Raw genomic sequence first — 13,889 nt, 5'->3', positions numbered from 1 at the left:
TGCGGTTGGATTGAAGCAGGGTGCCGCCACACACCAATAAATTACGTGGATGATAACCCCGGAACATGACCCAATTGTACGTGCCATGGCAGACGAAACACCCGAGCAGACTCCGGAACAACAACCGGAAGGGCAGCCAAATGCCCAAAAACGTGAGAATCCGTTCCGCAGAAAGAATTTCCGTGGAAAATATCCCCGTCCGCAGCGTAAACCGCAAACAGAATTCCCATCATTAGAAAAGGTGGATGAACTCCCCCCCGCTATTTTTGGCGAAACAGCAGTCGAAGAAAAGAAACCAGTTCAGGAAGAACGGCCGCAGCAACAACAGCGTCAGCCGCACCCTCGACCGCCGCAACAGCCTCGGCAACAGCGACAACCACAGCCGCCGCGTCAACCGCAAGAGCAAAAGCAATCGTCTAGTCGCATCACAGTTTCAGTAATCATACCTTTACTGAACGAAGAAGAATCATTGCGCGATCTTCATGAACAATTGAAGAATTCTCTTTCGCGCATCGGCGGGAATTATGAATTGATTTTTGTAGATGATGGATCAACCGATAACTCATTTAAAGTTCTTCGTGAACTGAAAGCCAAAAATCCGCGAGTAAAAGCGGTCCGTTTCCGCCGCAACTACGGCAAGAGTGCCGCATTGATGGTGGGCTTTCAAAAAGCGCAGGGCGAATTTGTTATTACGATGGATGCCGATCTACAGGACGATCCGGCAGAGATTCCGAATTTGATTAAAGAACTTCGCGCGGGATATGATGTTGTTTCCGGTTGGAAAAAGAAACGGAAAGATCCGCTTGGCAAAACCATTCCTTCTAAATTTTTCAATTTTGTTACCGGAGTTGTCACGGGAATTAAGATCCACGATTTCAATTGCGGACTTAAAGGATACAAATATGATGTTGTGAAAAGCGTAAACGTGTACGGCGAACTTCACCGGTATATTCCCGCTCTTGCCCATTGGCTCGGATTCCGCGTCGGCGAGACGGTGGTAAATCACCGGCCACGCAAATACGGTAAAACAAAATTCGGCATGGCTCGTTACTCGCGCGGTTTTTTAGATTTGTTAACCGTCGTCTTTACGACCCGGTACATCACCCGCCCGCTTCATCTCTTTGGCGGCTGGGGAATATTGTCAACGCTTGCAGGACTCATCACCAGTGCTTGGCTGATCTATGAAAAGTATTTCAATAATCAACCGCTCAGCAATCGCCCGCTCTTTATTGTTGCCTTAATTATGATCATCGTTGGGGTACAATTTGTTTCTATGGGATTGCTCGGTGAATTGATTACGAAGAATCAACATATGGAAAAAGAATATTCCATTCGTGAAGAGATCAATTAAACAAATGTTGTCCGAATTAATTTTCACTGATGCCGAACTTGTTTCGGCATCTTTTTTTCAACCCGCAAACGCTAAGCGGGGTATTGCAAGTATTGTTCACAGGTCCTGCCGATGAAAATCCTTTTGCTCGGTCCTGCATATCCTCTCCGCGGCGGCGTGGCGCATTTTAACGGCCTTCTGTATCAATATCTTTCTCGGCATCACAACGTGGAAATAATTTCGTATAAGCGGCAATATCCAAAGATTTTTTTTCCGGGAACAACGCAGGAAGAAACCGGTGGAATTCCTGTTCCCGCATTGTCTATCATCGATTCGATCAACCCATTAAACTGGCTTCGGGTTGGCATGACAATGCGAAGCAAAAATGCCGACGTGATCATCGTTGCATATTGGATGTCATTTTTTGCTCCCTGCCTAAGTGTAATTTGCTCGATCATTCGCTGGAAGAAAAATACAGCAATAATTTGTCTTGCCCATAATATTATTCCCCACGAACGGAAAATCTGGGACAATATTTTATCAAGATTATTTTTTTCGGTTGTGGACTCGTTTGTTGTGTTGTCAGAATCAGTCGAACGAGATTTACTCTCATTGATAAAAAAACCAACATACGTTCGTTCATTCCACCCTGTGTATGAATCATTTGGAACCGGAATACCCAAAGAAGAAGCAAAAAAGCATCTTTCTATCAATGAAGAGCGGGTAATTTTATTCTTTGGCTATATACGACGGTATAAAGGGCTTCATATATTGATTGATGCTTTAAAAATCGTCCGTCAATCACTTCCCGTACAGCTGTTGGTTGTTGGTGAATTCTATGAAGATGAGCAGCGGTTTCGGAAACAGATTGCGGAAAACGAACTGGAATCTTCTGTCAACATCTACCCAGAGTATGTTTCAAACGAACAAGTAAAATATTTCTTTTCCGCATCCGATGTTGTCATTATACCGTATCTTTCGGCAACTCAAAGCGGTATCGTTCAAATTGCCTATAACTTTAATAAACCAGTCATTGCGACAAACGTCGGCGGGCTTGCGGAAACGGTCATTCACGAAAAGTCCGGTCTTATTGTTCCGGCCGATGACGCTGAGCAGCTTGCGGGAGCAATAAAAAAATTTTATACTGAACACTTAGAAGCTCAATTGACGGAAGGTACATTGCATCAAAAGAAGAACTTTTCATGGGATGCCATCGTGCGGGATATTGAGAAATTGATTAACAAATAAAAACAAAATACGATTATGCAATACGATCCAATAAAAGACTCTATCGGCAACGTTGTTCGCAACACTCCGTTTTTACGAAAAGTATTTTACTTTCTGTTGGGATTGTTGTTTCTCCGATCGTGGTACGTTAAACGGGCGCTGCGTGAGTTTCTCTCCGGAAAACAAGCTCCGAAGTTGATTTTCGATGCCGGATCCGGATTCGGACAATATTCCTATTACATTGCCAAAAAATTTCGCGATGTATCCATTCACGCGATTGATGTCAAAGAAGATTATATCGCTGACTGCAAACGTTTTTTTTCCGCCGACAATATTACCAATGTGAATTTTGGGATAGAAGATCTTACTATTCCGACACATACAGACAGATTTGATTTTATTCTTTCGGTCGACGTGATGGAACATATTCCGGACGATGTACAGGTATTTAAGAACTTTCACCAAGCCTTGAAAAAGGGAGGCATCGTTCTTATTAACACTCCTTCAAACCTCGGCGGCTCGGATGTTCATGAAGAAGGAGAAAAAAGTTTTGTAGAGGAACATGCGCGGGACGGTTATTCCGTTGAGGATATTACAACGAAATTATCGAATGCCGGATTTACTGTTCTCTATACACGATATGCGTACGGACCGATCGGCACGATTGCCTGGAGATTTGTTGTGAAATATCCTATGCTGATGGTGAACGCAAGCAAAGCGTTCTTTATTGTTCTTCCCTTCTATTATCTTTTAACACTCTGGTTCTCACTTATTTTGATGTGGATTGATTTTAACTCTACGAACACTACCGGAACGGGATTACTTGTTGCGGCAGAGAAGAGATAACCCAAACACGTTCGGTGTTTGGGTTATTGTTGTTTTTACCCCTCGAATAATATGATTAGTAAAGAAATAAAAAACTCTTTACTAATCGGAACCCCATTAACAGCCAGTTATTTTACTCTTTATAAACGATAGCAAAAATCAGGTTTCGTTTTGCCATTGTTATCCCCAACAAATGGAAATTCAGCGAGGGGTTGTCAATAAAATTTGGCATAAACTATTTTCTTCTCAAGAATAGCAAGAATCGGGTTTTAATTGATCGTTACGCATCATATCTTTGTATTGTTATGACCGACTATGAAAGAATAGAAAAAGCAATCGGGTATTTGAAAGAAAATTTCAAAGAACAGCCCGATTTAGACGAAATTGCAAAACAGGTGCATTTAAGCCCGTTTCATTTTCAACGGTTGTTTAAAGGTTGGGCAGGAGTTAGCCCTAAGAAATTTCTTCAATTTATCAGCGTTGAATATGCAAAATATTTATTAAAAGAGAATTTATCACTTGCAGATGTAAGTTTTGAAACAGGTTTGTCCGGCACAGGCAGACTTCACGATCTATTTATCAATATCGAAGGAATGACGCCGGGCGAATATAAAAATGGAGGCAAATTGTTAAATATCAATTATAGTTTTGCACAAACTCTGTTTGGCAATATTATTATAGCATCAACAGAGAAAGGAATTTGCCATCTTTCCTTTGTACCAGAAGAAAAACTGGGAATACAAAATCTAAAATCTTTTTTTTCCAATGCTCATTTTTCTCAAAAGACCGATTTTATACAACAAGATGCCTTACGCTTTTTTGCCGGCGATTGGAATGATCTGAAAAAAGTAAAACTGCATTTGAAAGGGAGTCCGTTTCAACTAAAAGTCTGGCAATCGCTTTTGCAGATTCCTTTTGGAAATGTTTCTACATATGGTGCAATTGCCGATAGAATTCAAAATCGTAATGCTTCACGAGCCGTTGGTACTGCAATCGGAAATAATCCGGTGGCCTTTTTAATTCCATGTCACCGTGTAATTAGATCATCTGGCGTTATCGGAGATTATCACTGGGGCAGCAACCGTAAGACAGCCATTTTTGGATGGGAGGCCGCCCAACTATCTTCCAGAAAAGATTAAGTAAGCTTCACCATAAATTATTTACCATTAACCATACACTAACAATTACATTTATGAAAAATTATAAAATCGTTCCTTTAAGCAAAGAATACGCAAATAAAATTCGTCAACGTGGTAAAGATGATTTTGGCCACGATGTTGTTGAACAAGTTGCAACAGGCAGGGGGCCATGCAGGGTTTCATTGAAACCATTCAGTGTTGGTAAAGATAAAAGATTATTGATTGGACATTCTCCTTTTTCGGTTGACAACGCATTCAATCAGTCCGGGCCAATATTTATTCATAAAGAAGAAGTAGAAGCATATTCGGATATCTATAATTTTCCACCGGAAATAAAAGCAGACAAAGAAAATTTCCCGCTATCATTGATAGGTTATTCCAAAGAGCAAAAAATGGTTTTTACAAAATTAGTAGGCAACAATGATGTTGATATGTTGATACCGACAATTTTTGAAAACCATTCAGAAGTGGAATATCTTCATGCGCGAAATGCTGAGGCAGGCTGTTACATCTGTAAAATTGAAAGAGTATAATGTATGCACATCCCAAAACATTTTGAGATTACAGATAATACCATCATTGAGCAATTTATAAAAGAAAACGGACTTGCAACCATTATTTCAAAAGGATCCATATTTCCGGTAGGGACACATATTCCGATTGAACTGGAAATTAATGATAATGGTGAAAAAGTTTTATGGGGACACATTTCTAAAGTTAACCCCCAATGGAGAGATTTTGAAAAAAATGAAAATGTTTTGGTCATTTTCCTCTCACCGGTTCATCATTATATTTCGTCGTCATGGTATAATCATCCCAACGCGCCAACGTGGAATTATTTAAGCGTTCACATAACCGGTAAAATAAAAATAATCGAAGGTGAAAAACTTTGGGAATCTGTAAGGCGTTTAACGAATCGATATGAGCGGAAATCTGCGCAACCGGTTTCATTGGACACGTTGCCGGAATCTGTTCAAAAACAAATGAACGGAATAGTTGGTTTTGAAATCAGTATAGATAAAACCGAAGCGGCATTTAAACTTAGTCAAAACAGAAATGAGGAAGATTTTAAAAGTATTATTAAAGAACTACGATTAAGCGGCGAGTTAAGCTCAGCGCTAATGGCTGATGCAATTGAACGTCAAAGAAATACGGCTCATTAAACAAATGTTAGACGCGCGCGTAACAGATGGCAAAGCAAATCGACAAAGACGACTACAATAATAGGTGGACTTTACCGAATGTGATTTGACAAATTCGGTTTTTGACAAGCGCGACTTGACAGATACGATGTTGAAATAGAATCATAATATGCAACCAACAATAAAAACTTTACCCGAAAAGAAATTAGTCGGCAAGCAATTGACAATGACATTTGCAGATAATCAGACTTTTAAACTTTGGCAATCCTTTATGCCAAGACGAAGGGAAATTAAAAACAACTTAACGACTGAATTGTTTTCAATGCAAGTGTATCCTCAATCGTTTGACTTTTCCTTTTCTAATCTCAAAGAAGAATTTCAAAAGTGGGCGGCAGTTGAAGTTGCCGACTTTGACACGGTTCCGAATGAAATGGAAACATATACGTTGACTGGAGGACTGTATGCAGTTTTCTATTACAAAGGTTTAAGCACCGATACTAAAATATTCCAATACATTTATGGAACTTGGTTACCGAGTTCAAACTATTCACTAGATAACAAACCACATTTTGAAATACTTGGAGAAAAGTATAAAAACAATGATTTGACATCAGAAGAAGAAATATGGATACCGATAAGACCTAAATAAGAACGCAAACCATTATACGTATTGCTTCTTCCTTTCTGATGTATATTTCGAAAATACGACCGAAACAGGATTGCCGGTTGCTGCAAAAAAAGAAATAATATTTCTAAATATTATTTCTGAAAATAATGAAAATTAGCAAAGCGGATAAAAATTCCCCAATCATACTCCGTTAAAGCATGACCACCTTCCCTGATATGATATCCCAACACTGAATGAAGAATTGGAGTGTTCGGCGGTGGTTGGTCAGGAGTAAGTGCTGATTGTTTCCCATACAAAGCATATACTTTTTGTGCGTTCACCATAGAAAGATATGAGCCAACAGGATCAGCCCACTTATCTTGTGTGGCAGATGTTGTGTAGACAGGTCTTGGTGCAATGAGTGCTATCAACATGTGTTGATCCACCGGTAAAGTATTTACATCATTATTATATTTTTTATAATTGTTGTTAAACCAATGAGGGAATCCTGTATTGATGGCTTTCACCGTTTCGCCGGATTGATTTCTTGCCAACGCAGCACCGGTACTACCCGAACAGCTGGAAAATACCATGGCAAAACGCTGATCCTGCGCACCTGCCCATAAGGATGTCTTTCCTCCGCGAGAATGACCGACCACACCGACTTTAGTGAAATCAACATCGTTATCAGTTTTAAAATAATCCATTGCCCTGCTGGCAGCCCATGCCCAGGCGCCAATTGCTTTTATTCCGTTGTCGGCATTTAACTGATCGGGATATAATTGTAAAACACCATTTTGGTATGTTTCTTTATTATCGGGTGCGGCATTACCGGTATAAACCGCTGCAATAGCGTATCCACTATCAATAACCATTTCAACAGGCCCAAAATCACTTTTACTTTTTTCGGTAGAGTCCGTATTATTTTTATTCCCATTATTGATCACCAAAAAAAGAGGTGATGGTTTTTTACTGTTATTAGGTATAACTACGGTAAGAGGAATGGCTACGTGCTTATTTGATTTCCATACAGTAATAATCACTTCTTTTAAACGTGCCTTTCCATTCAGGGCGTTTTCTACATTATTCGTAAGCGTAAATTTAATGCTGTCATAGCTTTTCAATGTTTGTCCGTAAATATTGTTTTCAAACAATGTCAATACTTCCGTTCTTCTCTTGTTTTCCCAAACTGATACCGTGTTTACAATTTGCCCGTCAATAGTTTTTAAAACGTCCGGCAGTGTGTAGTCGGCTGCCTTTGATTCATCATGTTGTCCATAACATTTTGCTACAAAAAAGAAGATTATAAAATAAAATATAAATTTTCTCATCATGGTTTTTATTCCTATTAGACATTCTGGGGATCGTAAAGATTTCGTGAATGTGATTTTTAATGATTACTTTTTTCTTTTTCTTCTTGTTCCTCTACGAGGTCGTAGACCCAACGTCCCGTCACGACGTGATTCCATAGGGATTGCGAACATATGCTTTGAGAAGTTCAACTTTGCAATTAATGAAACGGAGTTTCAAACAATGTGCGTTCCCAAAAAGCGTTTGGGAAGAAGAAGAATTACAATACCTTATAAAGCGTATAGTTACTTAGTTTGATCTTCTTTTTTAATTGTTATCGGGGCATCTTGGGTTCCCGCGTAAAAAACCAGGATTTCCGCAGTAATGCGCCCTTCATTTTTTCCGTAGTGCCACGTATTAACAACTTCAATCAGCGATTCCCCCGCTTTTAAGTGAAGCGTGTCTTTCTCTTCGGTAACAACAGTTAATTCACCTCTCAACAATACGCCCGCGTTGATCACCGGATGTTTATGTATTGGAAGCTGTGCCCCGGGCGGGATTGTTATTTTGAGAATTGTAATTTCGGGTGTTCCGGGTTTATAATTCGGCAAATTTTTACCATCCCAGCTCACTACTGATTTTGACAATACTTTGGTTTGAATACCGTTGCTGTCTTGGCTCCAAAGAATTGTTGAGAACAATACTATAAACAAAGCAATAAAAATATTTTTCATCGTAATCCTTGCGTAACGATCAAATAGTCTTTTCGATCATAGTATTGTTCAACTGAACAACATAAGTATTGATGGAAATTGTATACTGTATAAAATAATAAAATCAGAGTAATGATAAAGAATTATTTATACCATTTGCAAAGTATGCATGTCTTCTTTCTCTATGGTGCACCATAATATTCCGCAATCTAAATCAACCTATTATTTCTCTTCAAATCTCCGTACCTTAGGACTGTATATTGGTTTACTCTTCATCTGTTTATTGATTATTTATTATGGAATCACTTGTCTCCCTTCTTACTGTAAATAAATTACTCCTTTTATTCTCTGTTATCGGTATTGGATATCTCTTCGGTCAGATCAAAATTTACGGATTCAATCTTGGTGTTGCGGCTGTGCTGTTTGTCGGCATTACGTTCGGCGCCATTGACAAGCGGCTCATGCTGCCGGAGGAAATCTATATTGTCGGTCTTGTGTTGTTCGTTTATTCTATCGGACTGCAATCCGGGCCCAGTTTTTTTGCATCCTTTAACAAAAAAAGCCTTCGCGCAAATCTTTTTGTTGTGCTCGTTCTTATCGCCGGTGCAGGTCTTGCTGCCGTGTTTGCACAATTATTTGGTTTCGACACTCCGCATGCTGTCGGTATTTTTTGCGGAGCACTGACAAATACACCGGCATTGGCCGCCTCCGTTGAAGTGGTGAAATCATACACAGCACAATATCCGGCAGAACTGCGGGAAGCATTATTGAACGCTCCCGTCATTACATACGGTTTAACGTATCCGTTCGGTGTGCTTGGGGTGATTCTCTGGTTTTATGTGTTTACAAAATGGTACAAAATCGATTTTGTGAAAGAAGAATCGGAACGATCAAAAGAAACGGGTGTCAGTTCCATTCAAACACAAACGTTTCTTGTAACGAATCCTGCCGTTATTGGAAAACGAGCTGAGGATATACTGAACCTGATTGAACACCGCCGTTTTGTTCTCAGTCGGTTTAAGCGCGGCAATACGGTAAACATCATTCTTCCTGATACTGTTTTTGAAAAACAGGACTTGATTGCAGCGGTCGGTACGGCAGATTCGTTACAGCGGGCTCAGATTGTACTCGGCGAAACGGCGAACGAACAACTAACGTTGGATCATGCCGGATTTGAATACCGCCGCATGTTTGTTTCAAACGAACTTGTTGTCGGGAAACAGATCAACGACCTTCATCTTGAAAATGAATATGGGGCTACTATTACTCGGCTCCGCCGCGGCGATGTAGATTTCGTTCCTTCTCCCGATACCATTCTTGAACTCGGCGATCGTGTCCGCGTGGTAACACGACACGAAAATATCCAGCGGATTACAAAATTTTTCGGAGATTCAATGAAATCTATTTCCGAGACCGATTTTCTTTCTATTTCACTTGGTATTGTGATTGGAGTGTTTGTCGGGATGATTCCCATCCCGCTTCCAAATGGCTCAACGTTTAAATTGGGTTTTGCCGGCGGTCCGTTGATTGTGGCGTTGATTCTTGGCAGGTTACAGCGATCCGGATCCATTACATGGACAATGCCGTTCAGCGCAAATCTTGTGCTTCGGCAGATTGGATTGGTCTTTTTTCTTGCGGGAATAGGCGTAAAAGCAGGGCAAGGATTCGGCTCCACATTTCAATCAGAGGGGATTGTCGTAATGGCTGCGGGGGCAATGTTGACAACGATAATTTCGTTCTTGACATTATCCATAGGATATAAATATCTTCATCTTCCAATGTCCGCTGTCATGGGGGTGGCAAGCGCATTATCAACACAACCGGCGGCTCTTGCGTACGCAAATCAGCAAGCGCAGAACGATCAGCCGAATATGTATTATGCGATGGTCTATCCTGCATCGATGATCACGAAGATTATTCTTGCACAGATGTTAGTAACGGCATTGTGGTAACTTTTTTGGGGAACGTTTTTATGCGAAACATTATTATCTTCATCACCGCCTGCACAACAATTGCATCAGCGCAAAATCCGTTCGAAGCGTATTATCTTTCCAAACAGCGTCTGCAGGAAAAAGACACCGCCGGATATTTTTATCTTGCCGAACAAGCATACACACTTGCGCCGTTCAATCTTGAGTTCACGATAAACTATGCGCGCGCATGCGTCACGGTCGGCCGGCAGATCCGGGCAACCAATTTGCTGCAAAGTGTTGCCGATATCGGTTTCGATTTCAATGTGGAAAACGATACTTCCTTCTCCCCACTATGGAAGCAGGGAAAATTTAAACAGATAGCAGCGAAGGCAAAACAATTTTCCAAGCTTACCGCAAGCAACTACGCATTTTCGTTGAAGGAAAAAGATCTTATTCCAGAGGGAATGGCATACGATCCGCGTCAGCAAAAATTCTATGTGAGCAGTATTTACAAACGTAAAATTGTTGGAATCAATTTGGACGGAACATCATACGATTTTGTCGGCGAAGGGCAGGATGGACTCTACAGTACGCTGGGAATGAAAGTGGATGCCGCACGAAATCATTTGTGGGTATTAGGCGTAATGAACACTCCGCCTGCACGAACAATGAGTAAGGAAGATTTTGGAAAATCAGCGGTTTATCAGTACGAACTTGATTCCCGGAAGCTGTTGAAAAAATATATGTTACAAGATACTTTAAAACATCTCTTTAATGATCTTGTGATTGTGAACGGTTCGATATTTATCACCGATAGTGAAACGGAGACAATCTATAAAATCAATAAGGAAACTGAAACGTTTGAACCATTCTATCATTGGGATTGGATGTTCTATCCTAACGGTATTACGGCATCGGCAGATCAACAATATCTATTCGTCGCACATTGGGCTGGAATCAGTCGAATAACCATTGCCGACACTCAGAGCGTTATGATGCAGGCAAAACCGAATACAACATTAACGGGGATTGACGGTCTCTACTTTTACGAAAACAATTTAATTGCTGTGCAGAACGGCGCCGGACCACAATCACGCATCATGAAGTTTGAATTAAATAAGCAGATGGATGCCGTAACAAAATCTACTGTATTGGAATCCCAAAATCCATTGTACAATGTTCCCACCACCGGAACAATTGTCGATGACGAATTCTACTTTATTGCGAATAGTCAATTACAAAACTTTGATGCGCAGGGAAATATTTTCCCGACGGAGAAAATGCAGCCCACCTATATTTTAAAGTTACGGCTGAATTCGAAAGAATAATTTCTTACTGGAGACCCAATAAAAAATCCCGAAGAGATTAACTCTTCGGGATTTTTTATTTTAAGAAGTAAATGTTACTGAGTTACTGATTATCAACAACGCTTTCAATCGTGGATTGAATCGTGGGAGATACTTTCCCAAGGAAGTCATAACCTGTTGCCGCTTCAATAGCATCAACGCTTACTCGGAAGGTTTTCCAATCAGCGGTTCTGCTAATCTGAGCGTTGTCGTTTGTCATATCAACAGCAATGACGCGTGTTGACGTTGTTACTCGACCGAGATCATCCGTTCCTTCCGACAACACCACAACAACTTTCCATGTTCGGGCAGGAATATTCACGTGACCGGCATCGACTGTTCCCAATGTTCCGTATCCACCGGAATAGATATACAATTCATTTCCGGCAGTAACGAGTGTGCGAAGATAATTTTCCATGCTCGCCCACGGACCTTGATTGTTGTTCGGAGCTTGCGGTACCATATTGGTCATTAAAAATGTTGCTGAATTATCCGCAACGGATGATGTTCTATCTGCTGAAGGACACATGTGGCCGCGATCGAAGCCGCTTCCGCTGTAACTTGTCGAACCAACATGATACCATGCTGCAGGAAGTGTTGCATCTGCTCTAAAATCATCTTGGCGTGGTGTGCTTCCAATCCACGATGCATTCAAATGCCATGCAACCCAGTTTGCTGTTCCTTTATCTCTGTGATACGAAAGAACATACTGCGGTTTTTCCATCAGGTAATTTGTCGGCAAATTGATATCGTTCGCTGAATTGCTTGGATTTCCAAGTACGGTATGTTCGCTGGTTGACGTTGTCGTGTCTGATCCTCCACCACCGCCGCCTCCGCCATACGTTGTAAGATTTGCCGTCAACGAATATGCTGTGGATGTGCTTGAACCGGAGGTTGAAAGAACCTCTATATAATATGTTTCGTTTGTTGTAGAGTTATATGAAATGCTTTCCGAAACACCGGCCGCGTTTGCGGAACTTGCCACTGTTGTACCGGCAGAATTCAATAACAACAGATCGTAATTCACACCTGCAGGAACGGTGAGACCAAGTGTGACGGTCTGTGTTGATGTTGCACTGAGAGAAAAGAAATCAAGGTCGGTGGTTACATCGATTAATCCCGTTTGCGTTGCAGGAACGGTGCCAACAGGATTTGCCGATGCTGTTGTGTTGTTCGGTTCTACTTCTGTCACTGTCGGTGTTGTTGCATAGTCAGAAATATTGATTTCGTCAAAATTCAAGCGGACTGAAGTTGTGCCGGTTGTTTTTCTAATTTCAAATCGAATTGTGCCGGCAATATTCACCGTAAATGTTGCTGTTGAAAGTGTTGTAGATGTTGTGGTGATTGTCGCTCCGGTTTGTGTCCACGAAGTTCCGCTGTTGGTGGAGTACCATAATTGCCAGGAACTGTTTGCATCCGTTCCATATTTTGCATGTTGAATAGTAACAGTACCGGCACCGGTTGTTTTATTAAATTTCATTGTCAGTTTACCCGTGCTTTGCACGCGGGCGCTTTTTGTTGCGACTTTCCGGTCATTGGTTGAGGTTCCAAGAAGTGCATTATTAAAATTCCAAATACCGGAACTGAGGGTTACATCAGCTGTTGTGTAAGAAGTTTTTGTTCCTGTTTCGAAGGATTCCCATGCTGTACTTCCTCCCCCGCCTCCGCCAACATAGTCGTTTATAACGAAGTCATCAAAATTCACGCGGTTTGTTGTGCCGTCTGTTTTTCGAATTTCAAAACGGATTGTACCAGTAATATTCACGGTGAATGAAGCAGTAGCCAAGGTTGTTGACGAAGTGGTGATTGTTGCACCTGTCTGCGTCCACGCACTTCCGCTGTTCGTCGAATACCATAATTGCCATGTTGTGTTTGCATCAGTTCCATACTTTGCGTGCTTTACAGTAACAACACCGGCACCATCGGTTCGGTTAAATTTCATTGTTAACTTACCGCTGTTGCGTGTTCGAACACTCTTTGTTCCGTTTTTCCTATCGCTTGAAGATGTTCCGACTAACGCTTCATCTAATGTCCACACACCAGAACTAAATGTAACGTCACCGACGGCATACGAAGTTTTTGAACCAAGTTCAAAATCTTCTGACACGGTCACTTTCTGAAGTGAGGTGTTTGTCTTAACGTTATGTGATGCTTGTTGGGCTGGATCGACTGGTGTTTCTTGACACGATGGAAGAAGGAAGAGTAGAACTGCGGCAATGGTGACCGCCAAAACGCGCGTTGCAATTTTCATGCAGACCTCATGTTGGTTGATGGAATCGTTTAACTCTCACGCGCAAATATATGTATTTCAATGCTTTTTGTAAAGCCTTAATTGCCAATTTTTTGTAATCAAATTG

Annotated in this window: 12 protein-coding genes; 9 read left to right on the top strand and 3 right to left on the bottom strand. The window is 41.1% G+C overall.

The genetic code is table 11. From position 1 onward, the window contains the following. Positions 1-85 precede the first annotated feature (85 nt). The 7 genes from WDA22_12455 to WDA22_12425 all read left to right on the top strand — a co-directional run bounded on the left by WDA22_12455 (position 86) and on the right by WDA22_12425 (position 6,312). The gene (locus WDA22_12455; GenBank protein ID MFA5834278.1) at positions 86-1,351 is read left to right on the top strand and encodes a glycosyltransferase family 2 protein; all 1,266 of its coding nucleotides are present in this window, start codon (positions 86-88) and stop codon (positions 1,349-1,351) included. A gap of 111 nt (positions 1,352-1,462) precedes the next feature. Next, positions 1,463-2,578, top strand: a complete 1,116-nt coding sequence (locus WDA22_12450; protein ID MFA5834277.1) for a glycosyltransferase — start codon at positions 1,463-1,465, stop codon at positions 2,576-2,578. A gap of 15 nt (positions 2,579-2,593) precedes the next feature. After that, positions 2,594-3,403, top strand: a complete 810-nt coding sequence (locus WDA22_12445) for a class I SAM-dependent methyltransferase (GenBank protein MFA5834276.1) — start codon at positions 2,594-2,596, stop codon at positions 3,401-3,403. 284 nt (positions 3,404-3,687) lie between these two features. After that, positions 3,688-4,521 (top strand): methylated-DNA--[protein]-cysteine S-methyltransferase, encoded by an 834-nt coding sequence (locus WDA22_12440; GenBank protein MFA5834275.1) that lies wholly within the window; start codon positions 3,688-3,690, stop codon positions 4,519-4,521. 53 nt (positions 4,522-4,574) lie between these two features. Next, on the top strand, positions 4,575-5,054 hold the full coding sequence (locus tag WDA22_12435) for a DUF1203 domain-containing protein (GenBank protein ID MFA5834274.1): 480 nt from the start codon (positions 4,575-4,577) through the stop codon (positions 5,052-5,054). A 3-nt stretch (positions 5,055-5,057) separates the two neighbouring features. Continuing rightward, positions 5,058-5,684, top strand: coding sequence for an FMN-binding negative transcriptional regulator (locus WDA22_12430; GenBank protein MFA5834273.1), 627 nt, complete (start codon positions 5,058-5,060; stop codon positions 5,682-5,684). A gap of 148 nt (positions 5,685-5,832) precedes the next feature. After that, positions 5,833-6,312 carry a GyrI-like domain-containing protein gene (locus WDA22_12425; GenBank protein ID MFA5834272.1) on the top strand — a complete coding sequence of 160 codons (480 nt, stop codon included), beginning with the start codon at positions 5,833-5,835 and terminating at the stop codon, positions 6,310-6,312. 110 nt (positions 6,313-6,422) lie between these two features. On the opposite strand, the gene WDA22_12420 is transcribed toward WDA22_12425, so the two are convergent. Continuing rightward, positions 6,423-7,601 carry an acetylxylan esterase gene (locus WDA22_12420; protein ID MFA5834271.1) on the bottom strand — a complete coding sequence of 393 codons (1,179 nt, stop codon included), beginning with the start codon at positions 7,599-7,601 and terminating at the stop codon, positions 6,423-6,425. A 264-nt stretch (positions 7,602-7,865) separates the two neighbouring features. After that, positions 7,866-8,294: a cupin domain-containing protein gene (locus tag WDA22_12415; GenBank protein ID MFA5834270.1), complete on the bottom strand. Its 429-nt coding sequence runs from the start codon at positions 8,292-8,294 to the stop codon at positions 7,866-7,868. A gap of 275 nt (positions 8,295-8,569) precedes the next feature. Here WDA22_12415 and WDA22_12410 point away from each other — a divergent pair, with 275 nt between their 5' ends. Both WDA22_12410 and WDA22_12405 read left to right on the top strand, forming a co-directional pair. Next, positions 8,570-10,225, top strand: a complete 1,656-nt coding sequence (locus tag WDA22_12410) for a TrkA C-terminal domain-containing protein (protein MFA5834269.1) — start codon at positions 8,570-8,572, stop codon at positions 10,223-10,225. Between the two features lie 20 nt (positions 10,226-10,245). Further along, entirely contained in the window at positions 10,246-11,514 is a 1,269-nt protein-coding gene (locus WDA22_12405; protein MFA5834268.1) for a hypothetical protein, read from the top strand. 82 nt (positions 11,515-11,596) lie between these two features. Here WDA22_12405 and WDA22_12400 read toward each other — a convergent pair whose 3' ends face one another. After that, positions 11,597-13,783: a DNA/RNA non-specific endonuclease gene (locus WDA22_12400; protein MFA5834267.1), complete on the bottom strand. Its 2,187-nt coding sequence runs from the start codon at positions 13,781-13,783 to the stop codon at positions 11,597-11,599. Positions 13,784-13,889 lie beyond the last annotated feature (106 nt).

The organism is Bacteroidota bacterium (genome assembly GCA_041658205.1).
Lineage (GTDB): Bacteria > Bacteroidota > Ignavibacteria > UBA10030 > UBA8401 > UBA8401.
The sequence above is the reverse complement of the archived record's forward strand: the minus strand, read 5'-3'. Positions and strand labels throughout refer to the sequence as shown.

Bases quoted from the DNA above. Each gene is read 5' to 3' on its own strand.
- WDA22_12455 (MFA5834278.1), top strand. From the start codon at position 86: ATGGCAGACGAAACACCCGAGCAGACTCCGGAACAACAACCGGAAGGG.
- WDA22_12445 (MFA5834276.1), top strand. From the start codon at position 2,594: ATGCAATACGATCCAATAAAAGACTCTATCGGCAACGTTGTTCGCAAC.
- WDA22_12430 (MFA5834273.1), top strand. From the start codon at position 5,058: ATGCACATCCCAAAACATTTTGAGATTACAGATAATACCATCATTGAG.
- WDA22_12420 (MFA5834271.1), bottom strand. From the start codon at position 7,601: ATGAGAAAATTTATATTTTATTTTATAATCTTCTTTTTTGTAGCAAAA.
- WDA22_12440 (MFA5834275.1), top strand. From the start codon at position 3,688: ATGACCGACTATGAAAGAATAGAAAAAGCAATCGGGTATTTGAAAGAA.
- WDA22_12405 (MFA5834268.1), top strand. From the start codon at position 10,246: ATGCGAAACATTATTATCTTCATCACCGCCTGCACAACAATTGCATCA.
- WDA22_12425 (MFA5834272.1), top strand. From the start codon at position 5,833: ATGCAACCAACAATAAAAACTTTACCCGAAAAGAAATTAGTCGGCAAG.
- WDA22_12410 (MFA5834269.1), top strand. From the start codon at position 8,570: ATGGAATCACTTGTCTCCCTTCTTACTGTAAATAAATTACTCCTTTTA.
- WDA22_12415 (MFA5834270.1), bottom strand. From the start codon at position 8,294: ATGAAAAATATTTTTATTGCTTTGTTTATAGTATTGTTCTCAACAATT.
- WDA22_12435 (MFA5834274.1), top strand. From the start codon at position 4,575: ATGAAAAATTATAAAATCGTTCCTTTAAGCAAAGAATACGCAAATAAA.
- WDA22_12450 (MFA5834277.1), top strand. From the start codon at position 1,463: ATGAAAATCCTTTTGCTCGGTCCTGCATATCCTCTCCGCGGCGGCGTG.
- WDA22_12400 (MFA5834267.1), bottom strand. From the start codon at position 13,783: ATGAAAATTGCAACGCGCGTTTTGGCGGTCACCATTGCCGCAGTTCTA.